The organism is Neobacillus citreus, assembly GCF_018343545.2.
GTDB lineage: Bacteria > Bacillota > Bacilli > Bacillales > Cytobacillaceae > Neobacillus > Neobacillus citreus.
The window spans coordinates 1-15,446 of record NZ_JAGYPE020000092.1 but is presented as its reverse complement, the minus strand read 5'-3'; the positions used below and the strand labels follow the sequence as shown (position 1 = coordinate 15,446).

Genomic DNA, 15,446 nt, shown 5'->3' with positions numbered 1-15,446 from the left:
TTAACAACGACTCCGATTGAGATAACGGATGGATTAGAAACATTATTAAATCCTTTAAAAAAAGTCCGCTTTCCTGTTCATGAAATGGCACTAATGATGTCGATTTCATTACGGTTTATTCCAACTCTTATGCAGGAAACCGACAAAATTATGAAAGCACAAATTGCCCGCGGTGTGGAATTTGCGAGCGGTCCTCTAAAAGAGCGGATCAAGGCTGTTATTCCGCTTCTCATTCCGCTGTTTGTCAGTTCCTTTAAGCGTGCCGAGGAGCTGGCGGTCGCCATGGAAGCAAGGGGTTACCGCGGCGGAGAAGGCCGGACGAAATACCGCCAGTTAAGCTGGGCTACGGCAGATACCGTACAAATCGTTCTTCTTGCAGTATTAACGATTTTGTTGGTCCTATTACGTTCATAATGGAGATAGGCTGATGCAGAGGTATAAAGCAATTATTTCATATGACGGCACCGGGTTTCTTGGTTATCAGGTCCAGCCAAAAGGGCGGACGGTGCAGGCAGAGCTTGAAGCAGCCCTGGAGAAAATTCATAAAGGCATCCCTGTGAAAGTAACTGCTTCCGGCCGTACGGATGCGGGGGTCCATGCCAAGGGGCAGGTGATTCATTTTGATTCACCGCTGGCAATTCCCGAAGATCGCTGGGTAGTTGCCCTTAATTCTTTGCTTCCAGAGGATTTGGCCGTTTTATTTGTTGAAAAGGCTGATAATGCGTTTCATGCACGTTTTGATGCTGCAGGAAAGGAATACCGTTATCAATTGCAATTATCTGGTTTTAGGGACCCGTTTCAGCGGAATTATGTGTACCGCTATCCCTATGCTTTGAACTTGGAGGCAATGCGGGAGGCAAGCAGGTATCTGCTTGGAACCCATGACTTTACCAGCTTTTGCGCCGCTAAGACGGAGGTTCAGGACAAGGTTAGGACAATTAAGGAGATCGACTTTTTATTGGATGGCGATCTTTTGACTATCCGCTTTGTCGGCACTGGTTTTTTATACAACATGGTGCGGATTCTTGTGGGGACTTTGTTGGCGGTTGGATCTGGTGACCTGTCACCTGAAGAAATTCCTTCCATTTTGGAAAAGAAGGACCGGTCTGCTGCTGGAAAAACCGCTCCAGCACGTGGGTTATACCTTTGGGAAGTGTTTTATTAACACTTTTTAAAAACAACCCATCCAGGTGTAACATCTTCTTGACAATTTTACCTTAAGTATTTATTATATTATATGTGTGTGTTTTTAATCCCACGATAAAGCCCCGGAAAGTCTTCATCGTGATTGAAAATATAGCTTTTGAAAATGACTGCACAAAGTGGCGTGCTGTTCATTCCCGGAACAGAATTGAACGGAAATAGCCAATGAAGGTGCGAAAATATTATTTTTACGATTTAATAGGAGGGAAACTCATGCGTACAACGTTTATGGCAAATGCCAACAATATCGAGCGCAAATGGTACGTAGTTGATGCTGAGGGCAAAACTCTTGGACGTCTTGCTTCTGAAGTAGCATCTATCCTACGTGGTAAACATAAGCCAACTTATACACCACATGTTGACACTGGTGATCATGTCATCATTCTTAATGCATCTAAGATTGAATTAACTGGTAACAAAATAAACGACAAAATCTACTACCGTCACACAAATCACCCAGGCGGTTTAAAGCAGAGAACTGCTCTTGAAATGCGTACGAACTATGCTGAGAAAATGCTTGAGCAAGCTGTAAAAGGCATGCTTCCAAAGAATTCTCTTGGCCGTCAAATGTTCAAAAAATTACACGTTTATGCTGGTGCAGAACATAAACACCAAGCACAACAACCTGAAGTTTACGAACTTCGCGGTTAATTAAGAGGAGGGAATTAACTTGGCACAAGTTCAATATATCGGTACTGGCCGTCGTAAGAGCTCAGTTGCTCGTGTACGCTTAGTTCCAGGCACAGGTAAAATTGTTATTAACGATCGTGACATCGACACTTATATCCCATTCGAAGCTTTACGTGTTGTTGTAAGACAACCATTAGTAGCTACTGAAACTGTTGGCAGCTACGATGTTCTTGTAAACGTAAGCGGCGGCGGCTACACTGGTCAAGCTGGCGCAATCCGCCACGGTATTGCTCGCGCATTACTTCAAGCTGACCCAGAATACCGTCCAACATTAAAGCGCGCTGGTCTATTAACTCGTGATGCACGTATGAAAGAGCGTAAGAAATACGGTCTTAAAGGTGCTCGTCGTGCGCCTCAGTTCTCAAAGCGTTAATCTTTTGCAAACGTTCAAAGACTCTCAACTCTATTGGTTGGGGGTCTTTTTTGTATTCAGTATTAATGTTTTAAAATTCTTTTCCTACTCCTTCATCTAAATTTCAAAATTGGGGAGCATAAGAAGCGTCCCCGTGCTTAAAATTAGTATATAATTAGAGTGAATTAGTTTAGGAGGTAAACAAATTGGAGCATAAGCAGCCGAAGTTGGAAGTTAGGGTAAAGAAACTGATTGAAGTTGATGGATTAAAATTTAAGGATTTGAATAATAGTGGGAAATTAGAGCCTTATAAGGATTGGCGTTTGAGCCCGAAAGAACGTGCCGAGAATCTTGTTTCATTGATGAATCTCGATGAAAAGGTCGGGATGATGTTAATCAATACCCGTCAGATGGGCCTTACACAAAAGGATAAAAGCAAGACAAGTCATGATGGTGTGCTAGATGAGGGGATTGTGGAAAAGGGCGAAACGATTTTTGCCTTGGCCAAGGTATACGGTACAACTCATACAATTGAAAATATGCATTTGCGCCACTTCATCCTACGGGACAATTGGAGTCCAGCTCAAATGGCAGAATGGGTCAATACCATGAATGAAGTATGCGAGGGAACACGTCTTGGTATTCCTTGCTTAATAGCATCTAATTCAAGAAATGAAAATACTGAATTTATCTTTGGTATGAATGATGCTGCTGGGATTTTTTCCACATGGCCGGGGACTTTAGGGCTTGCAGCAGCCGCTAAAGGAGAGTTGAAAAATGGCGGTGATGCCTCGTTAATCAGCCAATTTGCCGAAATAGCCCGTACTGAATGGGATGCTGTTGGGATAAGGAAGGGTTATATGTATATGGCTGATACCGTCACAGACCCTAGATGGCAGCGGATATATGGCACTTTTGGTGAAGACCCAGAATTTATTTCTGATGTCATCGGTCGTGTCATTGACGGATTCCAAGGTGAAGAATTAGGCAGTCATAGTATTGCAATGACAACTAAGCATTTTCCTGGAGGCGGAGCAAGGGAAAATGGATTTGATCCACATTATGAAGAGGGGAAATGGAATCTATACCCAACTCCAGGAAGCTTAGAAAAGTATCACCTGCCGCCGTTCCAAGCAGCAGTAGAACATGGCAGCTCATCCTTCATGCCATATTACTCGATTCCTAGCATCAAAAAAAGTGCAGTTCAAAAATTCCAAGGTGAAGATATCCCATTCGAAGAGGTTGGCTTTACCTTTAATCAGTATTTTTTACAACACATCCTTAGAGGACTACTTGGATTCAAAGGTTATATCAACAGCGATAGCGGCGTCACCAATAAAATGAGCTGGGGCGTTGAAGATAAGACTGAGGCAGAACGTTTTGCAAAAGCCGTCAATGCGGGAACGGATCTGGTTTCCGATACAAATGATGTTGAAAATCTGAAATTAGCAATCCAAAATGGATGGATTAGTGAAAACCGTATTGATGAAGCAAACATAAGGCTACTTACCGAAATGTTTGCGTTAGGATTATTCGATGATCGTACATACGTGTCACCGGAAAATGCCGCTGCAGTGATAAGTAATCAAGCAAATTGGGACGCAGCATATGAAGCTCATAAAAAATCAGTAACTATTTTGAAAAATTCAAATCAGACATTGCCTTTAACTGGTGTGAAGAAAGTTTATGTGGAAGTTTTCCATAAGGAACCCGAACGCGCAGCTTCTTATACGGAAAAGGCTAGGAAGGAATGCCAGGAGCTTGGCTTGTTTAGCTTGACTGATAACTATGAAGAAGCGGAAACTGCGATTTTATTTTTACATCCAAAATCCGGTGCCTATTTTAACGCTACACCAGGGTTGTTAGAGCTGGAAATTTGTGAGAATAAACCGGAAAAAGCAATGGATGGAACTGATTACGAAGAAACGACTTTAAGTAACATGGCTCATCTAAAGGAAGTTTCCGATAGTGTTCATGTTCGCGGAGGCAAGGTCATTATAAGTGTTAATTTCATTTTGCCGTGGATCCTTGGAAATGTTGAACCGCTTGCAGATGCCCTGATTGCTGGATACGATACGTACTATAATGCACAGTTTGAGGTAATGGCAGGTAATTTCAAACCAATTGGCGTATTGCCATTGACATTGCCAGCGAGTGAGGAAGTTATTGCGGTGGATGAAAATGGAGACTGTGTATCAAGAAACGATGTGCCAGGCTTTGACAAGGACAAATATATGCCTGAAGGGCTTAAATATGCCTATGAAGATCGCGATGGTAACGTCTATAAACTTGGTCATGGACTAACATATTAATAACGTTCAGTAGCAGGCTAAAAAAGCCTCAGTTCGAAACGTCTAAAAAGGCTCTCAGTTTAATTGTCTGGAGCCTTTTTTGCATAATAAAACGAATGTGATCAATCCACATTCGTCTTTAGTCTACTAAGCGATTCCTGACCGCATATAAAGCAGCCTGTGTCCGGTCGGCGAGTTCGAGCTTTGCAAGCAGGTTTGAAACATGTGTTTTGACTGTCTTTTCAGTAATAAAAAGAGCACCGGCAATTTCTTTATTGCTTTTTCCTTTGGCAATTTCTTTTAACACATCAAGCTCTCTTTTTGTTAATTCCTCGATTAAATTCCGTTCAGGTTTATTTTTAGAGGACAAATTAGCCAATAAATGCGAAGTCGCTTTTGGATGAAGCTGGTTTTCTCCGCTCATGATTCTTTTAATGGACGTTACCAATTCATCTGGCTGAATGTCCTTTAATTGGAACCCTGATGCACCTGCTTCCAAAGCGGGAATCACATGGTCCTGGTCGGAAAAGCTGGTCAGCATCATAATTTTGATTTCTGGCTGTTCCTTTTTAATGATAGTAGTTGCCTGGATTCCGTCCATTTCCGGCATCACCAAATCCATTAAAATAAGATCCGGCTTCAATGATTTAGCCAGTTCAACCGCTTCTTCTCCGTTTGCAGCTTCCCCAATCACATCAAGGTCGTTTTGCGTCCGCAGGAAAAAGGCTAATCCCCGTCTAACAACATGATGGTCGTCTGCTATTAGTATCCGTATACTCACTGAATTCTCCCCCCTACAACGGAATTTCAATTTTGATTTCCGTCCCGCTTTCCGTTTTGCTTTTTAAATGAAAGGTCCCATTTAACGCTTCTGCCCGTGTTTTCATACTTTTTAACCCCAATGAGGGGATTTCTAGGCTTTCATCATAATGGAAGCCGCAGCCGGCATCCTTTATGACCAAAAGAACTTTATCGCTGGACATTTGGAAAAATAATTGAACAGCCGTTGTCTGGGAATGCTTTTTACAATTGGCCAGTGCCTCCTGACCAATTCGCCACAATGCTTCTTCGACCTTACCGGGAATGTTGGCCGCACCCGCAACCTTTGTTTGAATTGACAACCCAAGCATTTCAGCATAGCTTCTCAAGGCGCTGACAATCCCATTTTCCAGTCCATGCGGTCTCAGCTGCCAAATCAATGCCCGCATTTCACCGAGTGCTTCCTGGGCCAAATCTTGAATGTAGCCGAACGTTTGCTTGACTTCATCTGTTTGGGCCATTTCGACGCCGGCCCTTGCGGTAAGACTGAGGGAAAATAACAGCTGGTTCACAGAATCGTGAAGATCCCTCGCCAGCCGATTCCTCTCAGCAACAAGCGCCGTTTCTTGTTCCCTCTGGGTTAATTTAATTCGTTTTAAGGCCGTTCCAATTTGATAGGCAACTGCTTCAAGCAGGGCAAGTTCATCTTTTTCGAAATGGGTTTTATATGGCGAGCCTACATTTAAGATGCCGAACCGTTCTTGTCCTGCACGCAGTGGGACAGTCGCATGATGGGTCAATCCGCAAGTTTCTCCAGCCTTTTCCTCGATGGCATCTTCAATTCGTTTACATTCCATAATATTCGTAGCTTTATTCAGCTGCCCGTTATTGTACTTGTTTACACACCAGCACTTGCCCTGGCACATCCGCCGCTTTCCGTCCTGGGCTAAAGCAGGCGGGAGGGCTGCATCAGCTGCGAGCTGATGCATACCATTTTCGTCCATTAAGAATATCCAGCCAGTTTGCAAGCCCGTTACATGGAGGAGTTTTTTCAATACCCCGGACAATATATTCCTTATATCTGTTCCTTCGTTTAAAAGCTCAGCGATTTCCTTTAAAATGCTGATTTCTTCGTACCCAGCCGCAGCAGACATCGAATTCTCACCCCACTGATATTTCCTACTGCCATTATAGCTTATTGCCAGTGATTAGATAATTAAATTCATATCGCCAAACTCATGCCATAAATAACCGCAGGAAACGGCTTGCTCATATGCTTGAAGCAAATGCTGTTCCGAAATAAAGGCCGAAAGCATGTCAAGGTGGCTTGCTTTTGGCTCATGAAAGCCAGTTATGATACCATCGGCAATTTTTAAAGGAAAGTGTTGGTCAATATAGAGATTTGTCACACCCGAAAGGACATCGTATCGGGCGGCAGTCTCGAGAGCACGGACAACCGTTGTTCCCACCGCGATCACCCTTTTGCCGGAAGCTTTTGTCTGATGAATTCTCTCCATTGTTTGTTCAGAAATGTGATATTCTTCCTCGTTTTCTTCTGGTGTCTGGTGCCACTGGTCGTCAAGGAGATAGCTTAATCCCGTATGCAACTGAATAAAATCGAGTTGGATTCTTTTCCGTTTTAGTTGAAAAATTAGTTCCCAGCTGAATGCTCTTCCTGCCGAGGGCATCTCCACTGAGCCTGGATGACTCGCAAACACTGTTTGGTAGTAGTCCAGTTCCCAAGGATACTCAATATATTCGTAGCGGACCGGCTCTCCAAGAGCATAGATGATATTAAATAAGTCTGTTCCTTTCTTTGAAAACTGAATGACTTTTAACGGTGAGTGTACTTGTTCAGCTATCACCATTCCAGTTAATTCAGGTGAAAATTGAAGTGCATCGCCAATTTTTACGGGATTGGCAACAACGAGAGCTTCCCATGTGTCTTCATTTCGGCGTCTCGCCAAGCGGATTTCCACCCTTGGTGCGATTTGCCCTCCATTTCGCAACCATTCAGCATGTAATATTGCCGGTATCGTCCGGCTGTTATTTAAAATGACGAGGTCACCGGACTCGAGGTAATCTGACAAGCGGAAGAAATGGTCATGCCTGATTCCGCCAGTATTGCGGTCAAGAACCATCATCCGGACATGATCTCTTCTTAAGCCGCGTTTTTCAGGAGGATGGGAGGCATTTAATTCATTGGGAAGATAGAAATCCAACGATTTTGCCGGCATTTACAATCCCTCCTCTGACTGTGCTTCAAACCGTTTGCCGGTAACACCTGCTGACTTATCGGAAGCAAGGTATAAAAATATGTCCACGATATCCTCCGGTTTTGCAAGCGGGTAATCGCAATCTGGAACGGCCAACCGATGCATGTCGGTATCCATTTCTCCTGGATCTACCATGTTGACCCGGATATTTGTTTCGCTTAACTCATCTGCCCATGTTTGTGTCAGGCCTTCAACCGCAAATTTAGAAATTCCGTATGCTCCCCATCCGGCGTAGCCGACGTGGCCCGCTTCAGAGGTCACATTGATAATCGATCCGATATTTCGCTGGAGCATTCCAGGAATGGCTCTTCTTGTTACTGAAAAAGTAGACATCACATTACCCTGAAGTACCTCCGCAAAATCTTCTTCAGGGTAATCAAGCAATAATGGCATTGGACTTGGCCCCAACATGGAGGCATTATTAATCAAAACATCAATATGGCCAAAGGCTTTCTCGGCCATGGCAACAAACCGTTCCACATCGCGGGGTTTTGAGATATCCGCAGTAACAGCCAACACCTCAGCTCCAAACCTTTGAGCTTCCTCCTTTACTTTGAATAGAGCTTCTGCTGACCTTGCACAGATTGCAAGTTTTGCCCCTTTTGCGGCAAAAGCCAAAGCTAATGCTCTCCCCAATCCCTTTGATGCTCCAGTAATCATCACCACTTGATTTTCCATAACGGTTTCTCCCCTTTATTCTTGATGAGTTAAGCATAACTATTTCTAGAAAATCTTCCGTCAGAAAAAAGCTTGAACTTTTCTACGACTTTTGGCTGAAATCCGAAAGGGGGAACTGTAAGACATAATAAAACCCCCGCATTGGGGGGAGCTGTTTCATGTTAAATTTCTTAAGTATCGATTCCTATCTTTAATAAACGAGAGCATAAAATCTTTTTCCCCATCGAAAATTTCCCTCTGTTCTTCATTTGTGAAGAGAAGATATGGACGGATAGATTCGGTTAATGAAGTGATAATTGGTTCAAAATAGTCAGGAGTAAATAATGTATCAAGTAGTTCTTCCATCAGAGCCCGGTACTGCTTACGAAAAGCAGGGCATTCCAACAGTTTCTTTGTTAAATGATTTTTACCATTGATGGATAGGGAATCAGGTTTAATGATCTCGGCATCCCAATCCCGGCCAAATGTCCCATCATAGTCCCAGGGGAGGATTTCAAATAATTGAGTTTCTGGATTTCGGTATAAGGCATAGTTTTTTTTAAAACCATCATAGTTTTGGGTACAGACGGCGACAGCCAGCCAGCGGAGATACTTTTCGACATCGAGATGCTTCGAAATTTCTTCCTCAAATTTGTCATGGGGAGTGTTATTAATTATATTGATAAAATCAGTTAATTTGCAGTCATCAGCAGTCGTTCCAAATTTACGTTGGTATCCGAGCAGGAGCGACTCTTTCAATTCTTCGGATTTATAGCGGTAGAGTGAAAAGTCGGCATCAGGCTTGACCGCATAATAAATGGAGTCGACTTGAAGGCCTCTTTTTTTAAAAAATAAATCATCGACAGATTCCAAATGCAAGTAGACGCCCTCATAATGGCCATTTAGGTACAAACGAACATGCTGGGAACGGGGTGAAAGAACCCCAAAGACCTGGAACAAATCGAGGGAAAGCTTATTACGAATTGAGGAGGGGTCCTTGTATTCAGCGTTGAGATGCAACTCGCGTGCCCCATTAAGGAGTTGTGGACGCTGCAATTGAACGAAATAGGATCTTTTTGGGAGTTTTTTTGTATAGTTTCCTCTGAATTGGGTGGCAATTGAAAATTTCATATCTTCAATATATAAATTTCCGGGAACTGGATCATCATAGGGTCTTAGCGGAAAAGAGAGTTCCTGAAGATCCCAACGATGAAAGGATAACATGTACACTGGTAATTCCCGTTTTTGGTCCATTAGTAAGTTACTCCTTTCTACTGTATTTTGACTTCATTGGAAAAAGAGTTTTAACTGCGTCAAATAATTCGCCGAAAAATACCAAGGAAAACCAAGGGGCAAAGTCCCTTGGTTTTCCATCGTTTTCATTAGATTAGCATCTAATGAAGATCGCTCTGTTGCCAACGCTTCCTAAAAAGCGGAAGCCATTTTGGGATAAGCATCTTACGGCATCTGCCAAAGGAGTTGCATTTGCTCCAGTTGTAGTGATTGTACAACCTTGTAAAACGATATTATCAGGGGCAAAGTCAACGTCTTGAACACGTCCGTTTCCAGGATTCACATCAAGAACGGCTACCTCGTTAGCACAATCAGCAGGGAAAGTTGGGCCAGCAGTATTGCTTGGGCTGCTGTTAGAACCACTTGGGCTGTGGGACATCTAAGAATCACCTCCTTTCGATGGCTTGTACTATATTTTATAAATAAAGGGGTACTATAGAGACGGCAATTGAACTAGTATAAACGTATAATTTTGTCCACAGGAACTTTTTTCATTAAAAAGGGCGAATAGCATTTTGGAAGAAGAGGTTTTGCCCATTTGTCCAGTTGGGATAAAAATTGGAAATGAAAACGGTTGGGACTTTTGCATTTCTTCGTAAGGAAGGATGAAGAATAGTCCTAAGAGGTGAAAAGAAGTGACTGTCATTACAACCTTTAAAGAAAAAAGACGCGAAAAGCAGATTAAATACGAACGGTCCGTGCTTCGGGACCTATCCATTAATACATTAAAAGAGAGAGTGCGGCAATATTTTGGATCGACCAAGTTTGCCTCAAGCCTGATTATGAATTCTGGGGTGGAAGAGGCCTGTTATGATGTTGCACTTGAAGCTTTTCTATTAGGAGCTAAATTTAGCAAATTTGGCTACCATGGGGAAAGTATGGAACAGGTAAGAATGCGTTGCTTTAATGAAGAAAGGCATTTAATTGATACGTTATTTAATTTCCTCCTTTATTGGGGAAATGGCGAAGAGGGCGTCATGAGTGAATCGCTCTATTATCACTGTGAACAATATGTCCATGTCTGGTGGAGAGAGGGCTATGAAAAAGGGCAAAGACGCCATAAGCTTCGGCTTCATTAATTCAATGCCTTCATTCCTGTTCTAAAGTCCCGCCTTGTCCCATATAAATTATTGAACAAGGGACGAGCGGGAAGGAATGATTTGGTTGGTAACAAAAAGAATAAAAATCATTTTTTTTTCAGTTGGCTTATTAGCACTATTTTTAATTTTACAGTATGATTTTGCCGAGGATGATTCCTGGAAGGAATGGAGTCTTCCGCTTTCCGGAAAAATTATTCTGCTGGATGCGGGCCATGGCGGCCCGGATGGCGGGGCCGGTACGGGCGAGACGCTTGAAAAAGATATTGCTCTTAACATCACTTTAAAGGTCAGAGATTATCTGCAGCAGCAGGGTGCACTTGTTGTGATGACAAGAGAAACCGATACCGATTTGGCAGATGCTAATACTAGGGGCTACAGCAGGAGAAAAGTGGAGGATCTGAAAAACAGATTAAAGATGATTAATGAAGAGGATAATGACTTCTTTGTAAGCATTCACTTAAATGCCATACCTTCGTCAAGATGGAGCGGCGCCCAGACCTTTTACGCCCCTCATTTTAAGGAAAACGCCAGGGCGGCCAAATTTATTCAAGAGGAGCTCAGGGAAAACTTAGAAAATACTAATCGAAAAGCCAAGCCAATAGGCGGCGTTTACATTTTAAAACATTCAAAAAAACCGGGTGTTCTGGTCGAGGTTGGTTTCCTCTCCAACCCTGCTGAAAAGGCAAGATTAAAACGGGAGGATTATCAAGAGAAGGTAGCAGCCTCTATATATAAAGGGATCATAAGATATTTCACGAATGAAAAGGAATTAAAAGAAACAGATTAAGGGAAGGCGGGAATGAACACCTTCTCTTTTTATCTGGGGTTATTCCTATGGCGGTGGTTTTAATGTGTGATTCAATTAACTGTATATTGCCATAGTTATGATATACTGTTAGATGGAAACGAATTCAATTGGTGAGGTGTTTTTCAATGTTAACTGAAGCAAGAATCCGTGAGGTTGTTGGCAGCCTCAAAGAGCCATTTTTACATAAAACTTTAGCAGAATTAAATGCTATAGAAGAGATAAAAATTAAAGAAGAAAAAAGCCATGTCAGTGTCAAGGTAGCGATAGCTAGAACAGGAACAAGTGAGCAGCTGCAGCTACAAACCCAAATTGTAAACCTGTTGAAGGAAGCAGGTGCCGCAACAGTAGGAATCCGCTTCAACCAGCTTCCTGATGAAGTGCTTGCTGCCCATCGTCAGGCTGAACCAGAAAAGGAAAAGAATCTCCTTAATTCCCAGTCCACTACCTTTATCGCAATTGCCAGCGGAAAAGGCGGAGTAGGAAAATCGACGGTATCTGTTAACCTCGCTGTTGCTCTGGCTCGCTTAGGTAAAAAGGTCGGGCTTATCGATGCCGACATTTACGGTTTCAGCGTACCGGATATGATGGGAATTACGAATCGGCCGGTTGTCCGAGGCGAAAAGATTATTCCTGTTGAGCGTTTTGGTGTTCAAGTAATTTCAATGGGATTTTTCGTGGAGGATAATTCACCAATTATCTGGCGCGGCCCAATGCTCGGAAAAATGCTGAACAGCTTTTTCAACGAGGTAGAGTGGGGCGACATTGATTATTTACTTCTGGACTTACCGCCAGGAACAGGCGACGTTGCCTTAGATGTTCATAGCATGCTGCCGGCATGTAAAGAAATTATCGTTACCACCCCGCATCCAACCGCAGCCTTTGTAGCTGCCCGCGCAGGTGCGATGGCGATGAAAACCGATCATGAAGTGCTCGGGGTTATTGAGAACATGGCCTATTTTGAAAGCAAGCTGACAGGTGAAAAGGAATATGTGTTTGGTCGCGGCGGCGGAGATAAGTTGGCCGACGAGCTAAATACGGAAGTGCTTGGACGTCTGCCACTTAACCAGCCTGACTGGAACGATGAAGACTTTGCGCCGTCCATCTATCAGGAAGACCATCAGTTAGGAAAAATTTATTTGGAAATTGCCGGAAAAGTCGCGGACCGGCTTGGAAAATAATTTTTCAGATCTGCAGTTTTGCTGGGGTTTGAGTAGTAAAAAAGAACTGCAGCCAAAAGAAAACCTCTTCCGTTTGGAGGAGGTTTTTATTTTGGACAGTGGAATTATGAACCTTGCTCACCGCCGCTTTTGTTATCTTTTGAGGTTTCTTTGGTATTTGCCTGCTCAGCGGCTTTTAAGAGCAATTCCTGAATTTTTGCTTTATAAAGCGGGCTGTCAATAGTCTCAGTTATTACATTTTGAAGCTGTTCACGATACTCCTTGGTTTTCAGGGCATCGGCCATTTGCTTTTGAATTTCTGGTTCCTTGAACACTTCGATCATCATGGCTCTATATTCAGGGTCATTCATTAAATCCTTAAGTAATTTTTCATTTTCTGCCCGCATGTTCTTGGCAACGCCTTGAGCAAATTTCGCGTCGCTGAAGGTTTTTTTCCAAAACTCTGTTGCTTTATCAGAGGTTAATGTTTGTTCAATCGTCTGAGCCACGACATTTTGGTCCATCACCAGTTTTTCCTTCATTTTGTCATCGGACATGACATCTTGGATTGCTTTCTTTCCATCATCCGTCTTTAAAATATCCACGACCATTTTTTTGGTCTGATCATAATCAGGCTGCAACCCGGCGCTAAGATCGTTGTTACCGGAACAGCTAGTTAAAAAAACAAAAACAGGCAGGAGGAGCACAGTAAATTTTGCTCTCATTTTGAAGCTCCTTTCACATAAGAATCCTTAATTTTATAATGAAGAAAATGTCGAAAGATTATACGCGGTTCACGCATTTTATGGATTTTTCAAATTTTGCTTGGTACAATCAGAATGTATTATTTTTTTATGGGGGTTTATAGTGTGACAAGCCGTAACTGGGTAAGACTGTTTATGACCACATTATTAGTCGGCGGAATCACGACGGCTGTTGTGGGTTTTATTGTTCGCTGGAATGAATTTGAGTCATATTTTATTAATTTTCAAATAATCGACATCGTTTCCACAGCGGTATGGCTGCTTTTCATGGGCTTTCTATTCAGCTTGATCAGCCAAATGGGCTTTTTTGCCTATTTAACGGTCCATCGCTTCGGATTAGGTATATTTAAATCCGTCACCCTTTGGAATGGGGTTCAGGTCATTCTGCTTCTGTTTGCCCTGTTTGATTTAGTTTATTTTCGCTATGTCAATTTTGCAAAAGAGGGAGATTCGCTGCTTCCTTATGTAGGGTTGGCGGTCTTTGTATTAGCTGTCGGATTGATTGCTGCCTGGTATAAAATGAAACAAACCAACCGGGAGGCGTTTGTTCCTGCTCTTTTCTTTATGGTTGTTGTTACTCTGGTGGAGTGGATGCCAGCTCTTCAGGAAAATGAAAAAAGCTGGGTCTATTTAATGGTGGCAGCGTTACTTGCCTGCAACGCCTACCAGCTGCTGGTTCTTCATAAATTAAATGCCAAGTCAGTAAAGGAACGTGAGCAACGCATAAGCCAATCAACCAATAATCGTGGAAAAAATAAAGCAGGTAAAAAATTAACAAAAAAACCGTCCGTTTAATTTTTCGGACGGTTTTTTTGGTTATTTTATTTCTTTAGATTGGACTTCTCCGTTTGCAATCATTTCCGATACGGCTACGAATTTTAGGCCTTTATTCCTAAGATCCTGCAGGATTAGCGGTAAAGCCTCTGCTGTTTGTTTGGCAGAATCGGAGGCATGCAGAAGAATAATATCACCTTTTTCTGCATTCTTCACATTTTCTACAATCTTCGCAACACCTGGATTTTGCCAGTCCTTTGAATCCAAACGCCAATGTACGACTGTATAGCCGTAACGCTTCGCAATCGATAATGTGCGTTTATCAAAATGTCCTGTTGGAGCCCTTAGAAGTTTAATCCCCTTTACATTTAACTTTTTAAAAACCTCCTGGGCCTTTAAAATGTCTTTGCTGATTTTTCCATCCTCTTCGTCCCGATAGTCTACATAATTATAACCAAGCAGGCCGATTTCATAGCCGTCCTTGACAATCCGGCTGACAAGATCCGGGTGTCGTTCCGCCCAGGAACCGGATAAAAAGAATGTGGCAGACTTCACATTTTCCTTTTTCAACGTATCCAAAATAGGCTCTGCTTTAACGTCGCCCCAGCCAATATTAAATGTCAGGGCCACATCCTTTTCACCTCGGAAAACGGCCTTTGGGCCATCCTTGGTTGAAAATACAGGGATTTGCGTCAGGTTCTCCATATAGAGAAACCAAGCTGTAAAGAAAGCGGCAACCATAATTAACACAACACTTTTTAACGCTTTACCATTAACAATAAAAAAGAAATTCATCGCTTCCACCTCGTCCACTGCCATCCTTGTCTCAAGCATATGAGGTAATTTTTAAAAATATGATGAAAGATTTTTATTATAAAAGTAAACAAAATGGAAAAGACTACTATAACATACCATTTATTGGAGGTTGTCTATGTACGGGCTTTTAATCAACGAGAAGGAAGTAAAAGAAATAGAATACTTAATAAAGAGAGAAATGGATGAAATTCTTTTTGACTTAAGGGATGAACGTATTGATCATATTGTGAAAAGAGCAATGGAGGAAAGATACAAAATCCTTTTTGATTTATTTAGAAGAGTTGCTTCACCAAATGAGTGTTTTAAATACATGCGCAGAGGTAAGAAAGAACAAAAAAAGGGATAAACTATGTTTTTTTGAAAAGACTGTTGACATTCGATTATTATCTTGTTATATTAATAAACGTCGCTGCTGACACAAAAACAACTTGAAAAAAGTTGTTGACTTTTAAACGAGCAGATGATATATTAATAAAGTCGCTCTTTAGTGACGGAGTAAGATGGTT

At 42.2% G+C, this 15,446-nt stretch carries 18 protein-coding genes; 10 read left to right on the top strand and 8 right to left on the bottom strand.

Annotated elements, in window-relative coordinates; genetic code table 11:
• The 5 genes from KHB02_RS27855 to KHB02_RS27835 all read left to right on the top strand — a co-directional run.
• Window positions 1–414 (top strand): energy-coupling factor transporter transmembrane component T family protein (locus KHB02_RS27855; RefSeq protein WP_241114148.1); only part of this gene is annotated, 414 nt, incomplete at its 5' end.
• 13 nt (window positions 415–427) lie between these two features.
• On the top strand, window positions 428–1,165 hold the full coding sequence (truA, locus tag KHB02_RS27850; RefSeq protein WP_213148254.1) for a tRNA pseudouridine(38-40) synthase TruA: 738 nt from the start codon (window positions 428–430) through the stop codon (window positions 1,163–1,165).
• A gap of 251 nt (window positions 1,166–1,416) precedes the next feature.
• Entirely contained in the window at window positions 1,417–1,854 is a 438-nt protein-coding gene (gene rplM / locus KHB02_RS27845) for a 50S ribosomal protein L13 (protein ID WP_213148253.1), read from the top strand.
• Window positions 1,855–1,873: 19 nt separating this feature from the next.
• On the top strand, window positions 1,874–2,266 hold the full coding sequence (gene rpsI / locus KHB02_RS27840; RefSeq protein WP_127484434.1) for a 30S ribosomal protein S9: 393 nt from the start codon (window positions 1,874–1,876) through the stop codon (window positions 2,264–2,266).
• A gap of 185 nt (window positions 2,267–2,451) precedes the next feature.
• Window positions 2,452–4,557, top strand: coding sequence for a glycoside hydrolase family 3 protein (locus KHB02_RS27835; RefSeq protein ID WP_213148252.1), 2,106 nt, complete (start codon window positions 2,452–2,454; stop codon window positions 4,555–4,557).
• Window positions 4,558–4,675: 118 nt separating this feature from the next.
• Here the strand turns inward: KHB02_RS27835 and KHB02_RS27830 are convergent, their stop codons facing one another.
• The 6 genes from KHB02_RS27830 to KHB02_RS27805 all read right to left on the bottom strand — a co-directional run bounded on the left by KHB02_RS27830 (window position 4,676) and on the right by KHB02_RS27805 (window position 9,900).
• Complete coding sequence (locus KHB02_RS27830; protein WP_241114147.1) at window positions 4,676–5,317, bottom strand: response regulator; 642 nt, start codon at window positions 5,315–5,317, stop codon at window positions 4,676–4,678.
• A gap of 13 nt (window positions 5,318–5,330) precedes the next feature.
• Complete coding sequence (locus tag KHB02_RS27825; protein ID WP_213148251.1) at window positions 5,331–6,449, bottom strand: GAF domain-containing sensor histidine kinase; 1,119 nt, start codon at window positions 6,447–6,449, stop codon at window positions 5,331–5,333.
• Between the two features lie 54 nt (window positions 6,450–6,503).
• Window positions 6,504–7,532 carry an S-adenosylmethionine:tRNA ribosyltransferase-isomerase gene (locus tag KHB02_RS27820; RefSeq protein ID WP_213148250.1) on the bottom strand — a complete coding sequence of 343 codons (1,029 nt, stop codon included), beginning with the start codon at window positions 7,530–7,532 and terminating at the stop codon, window positions 6,504–6,506.
• Entirely contained in the window at window positions 7,533–8,249 is a 717-nt protein-coding gene (locus KHB02_RS27815; RefSeq protein ID WP_213148249.1) for an SDR family NAD(P)-dependent oxidoreductase, read from the bottom strand.
• Between the two features lie 156 nt (window positions 8,250–8,405).
• Window positions 8,406–9,482, bottom strand: a complete 1,077-nt coding sequence (locus KHB02_RS27810; protein WP_241114146.1) for a CotH kinase family protein — start codon at window positions 9,480–9,482, stop codon at window positions 8,406–8,408.
• Between the two features lie 133 nt (window positions 9,483–9,615).
• On the bottom strand, window positions 9,616–9,900 hold the full coding sequence (locus tag KHB02_RS27805) for a hypothetical protein (protein WP_241114145.1): 285 nt from the start codon (window positions 9,898–9,900) through the stop codon (window positions 9,616–9,618).
• A gap of 256 nt (window positions 9,901–10,156) precedes the next feature.
• On the opposite strand from KHB02_RS27805, the gene KHB02_RS27800 reads away from it, so the two are divergent.
• The 3 genes from KHB02_RS27800 to KHB02_RS27790 all read left to right on the top strand — a co-directional run bounded on the left by KHB02_RS27800 (window position 10,157) and on the right by KHB02_RS27790 (window position 12,607).
• The gene (locus tag KHB02_RS27800) at window positions 10,157–10,600 is read left to right on the top strand and encodes a YbaK family protein (protein ID WP_213148248.1); all 444 of its coding nucleotides are present in this window, start codon (window positions 10,157–10,159) and stop codon (window positions 10,598–10,600) included.
• A gap of 76 nt (window positions 10,601–10,676) precedes the next feature.
• The gene (gene cwlD / locus KHB02_RS27795) at window positions 10,677–11,408 is read left to right on the top strand and encodes an N-acetylmuramoyl-L-alanine amidase CwlD (protein WP_213148247.1); all 732 of its coding nucleotides are present in this window, start codon (window positions 10,677–10,679) and stop codon (window positions 11,406–11,408) included.
• Window positions 11,409–11,554: 146 nt separating this feature from the next.
• Complete coding sequence (locus tag KHB02_RS27790) at window positions 11,555–12,607, top strand: Mrp/NBP35 family ATP-binding protein (protein WP_213148246.1); 1,053 nt, start codon at window positions 11,555–11,557, stop codon at window positions 12,605–12,607.
• 104 nt (window positions 12,608–12,711) lie between these two features.
• Here KHB02_RS27790 and gerD read toward each other — a convergent pair whose 3' ends face one another.
• Window positions 12,712–13,311, bottom strand: coding sequence for a spore germination lipoprotein GerD (gerD, locus tag KHB02_RS27785; protein WP_213148245.1), 600 nt, complete (start codon window positions 13,309–13,311; stop codon window positions 12,712–12,714).
• Window positions 13,312–13,455: 144 nt separating this feature from the next.
• Here gerD and KHB02_RS27780 point away from each other — a divergent pair, with 144 nt between their 5' ends.
• Entirely contained in the window at window positions 13,456–14,145 is a 690-nt protein-coding gene (locus KHB02_RS27780) for a KinB-signaling pathway activation protein (protein ID WP_213148244.1), read from the top strand.
• A gap of 21 nt (window positions 14,146–14,166) precedes the next feature.
• Here KHB02_RS27780 and pdaB read toward each other — a convergent pair whose 3' ends face one another.
• Window positions 14,167–14,919: a polysaccharide deacetylase family sporulation protein PdaB gene (gene pdaB, locus KHB02_RS27775; RefSeq protein WP_213148298.1), complete on the bottom strand. Its 753-nt coding sequence runs from the start codon at window positions 14,917–14,919 to the stop codon at window positions 14,167–14,169.
• Window positions 14,920–15,055: 136 nt separating this feature from the next.
• Between pdaB and KHB02_RS27770 the strand changes: the two genes are divergently transcribed.
• Complete coding sequence (locus tag KHB02_RS27770; RefSeq protein ID WP_213148243.1) at window positions 15,056–15,286, top strand: hypothetical protein; 231 nt, start codon at window positions 15,056–15,058, stop codon at window positions 15,284–15,286.
• The last annotated feature ends 160 nt before the right edge of the window (window positions 15,287–15,446 follow it).